This window comes from Rhodococcus sp. P4_C10 (genome assembly GCF_056402135.1).
Window position 1 is genome coordinate 1 of sequence record NZ_JBFUHZ010000121.1, and the last position, 311, is coordinate 311.

Sequence of the window (311 nt, forward strand, 5' to 3'; positions counted from 1 at the left end):
GGCAACAGCGAGAACCGTTCCTACGGCGACCGCCCGCAGCGCACCGAGGGCGGCTACCGCGGCAACAGCGACCGCCCCCAGCGGTCCGAAGGCGGCTACCGCGGCAACAGCGAGAACCGTTCCTACGGCGACCGCCCGCAGCGCACCGAAGGTGGCTACCGCGGCAACAGCGAGAACCGTTCCTACGGCGACCGCCCGCAGCGCACCGAGGGCGGCTACCGCGGCAACAGCGACCGCCCCCAGCGGTCCGAAGGCGGCTACCGCGGCAACAGCGAGAACCGTTCCTACGGCGACCGCCCGCAGCGCACCGA

At 73.0% G+C, this 311-nt stretch carries 1 pseudogene; it reads left to right on the plus strand.

Annotation, left to right across the window (positions count from 1 at the left end):
- Positions 1-311 (plus strand): annotated as a pseudogene (locus AC1DWC_RS26800) (DEAD/DEAH box helicase); the annotation flags it as partial.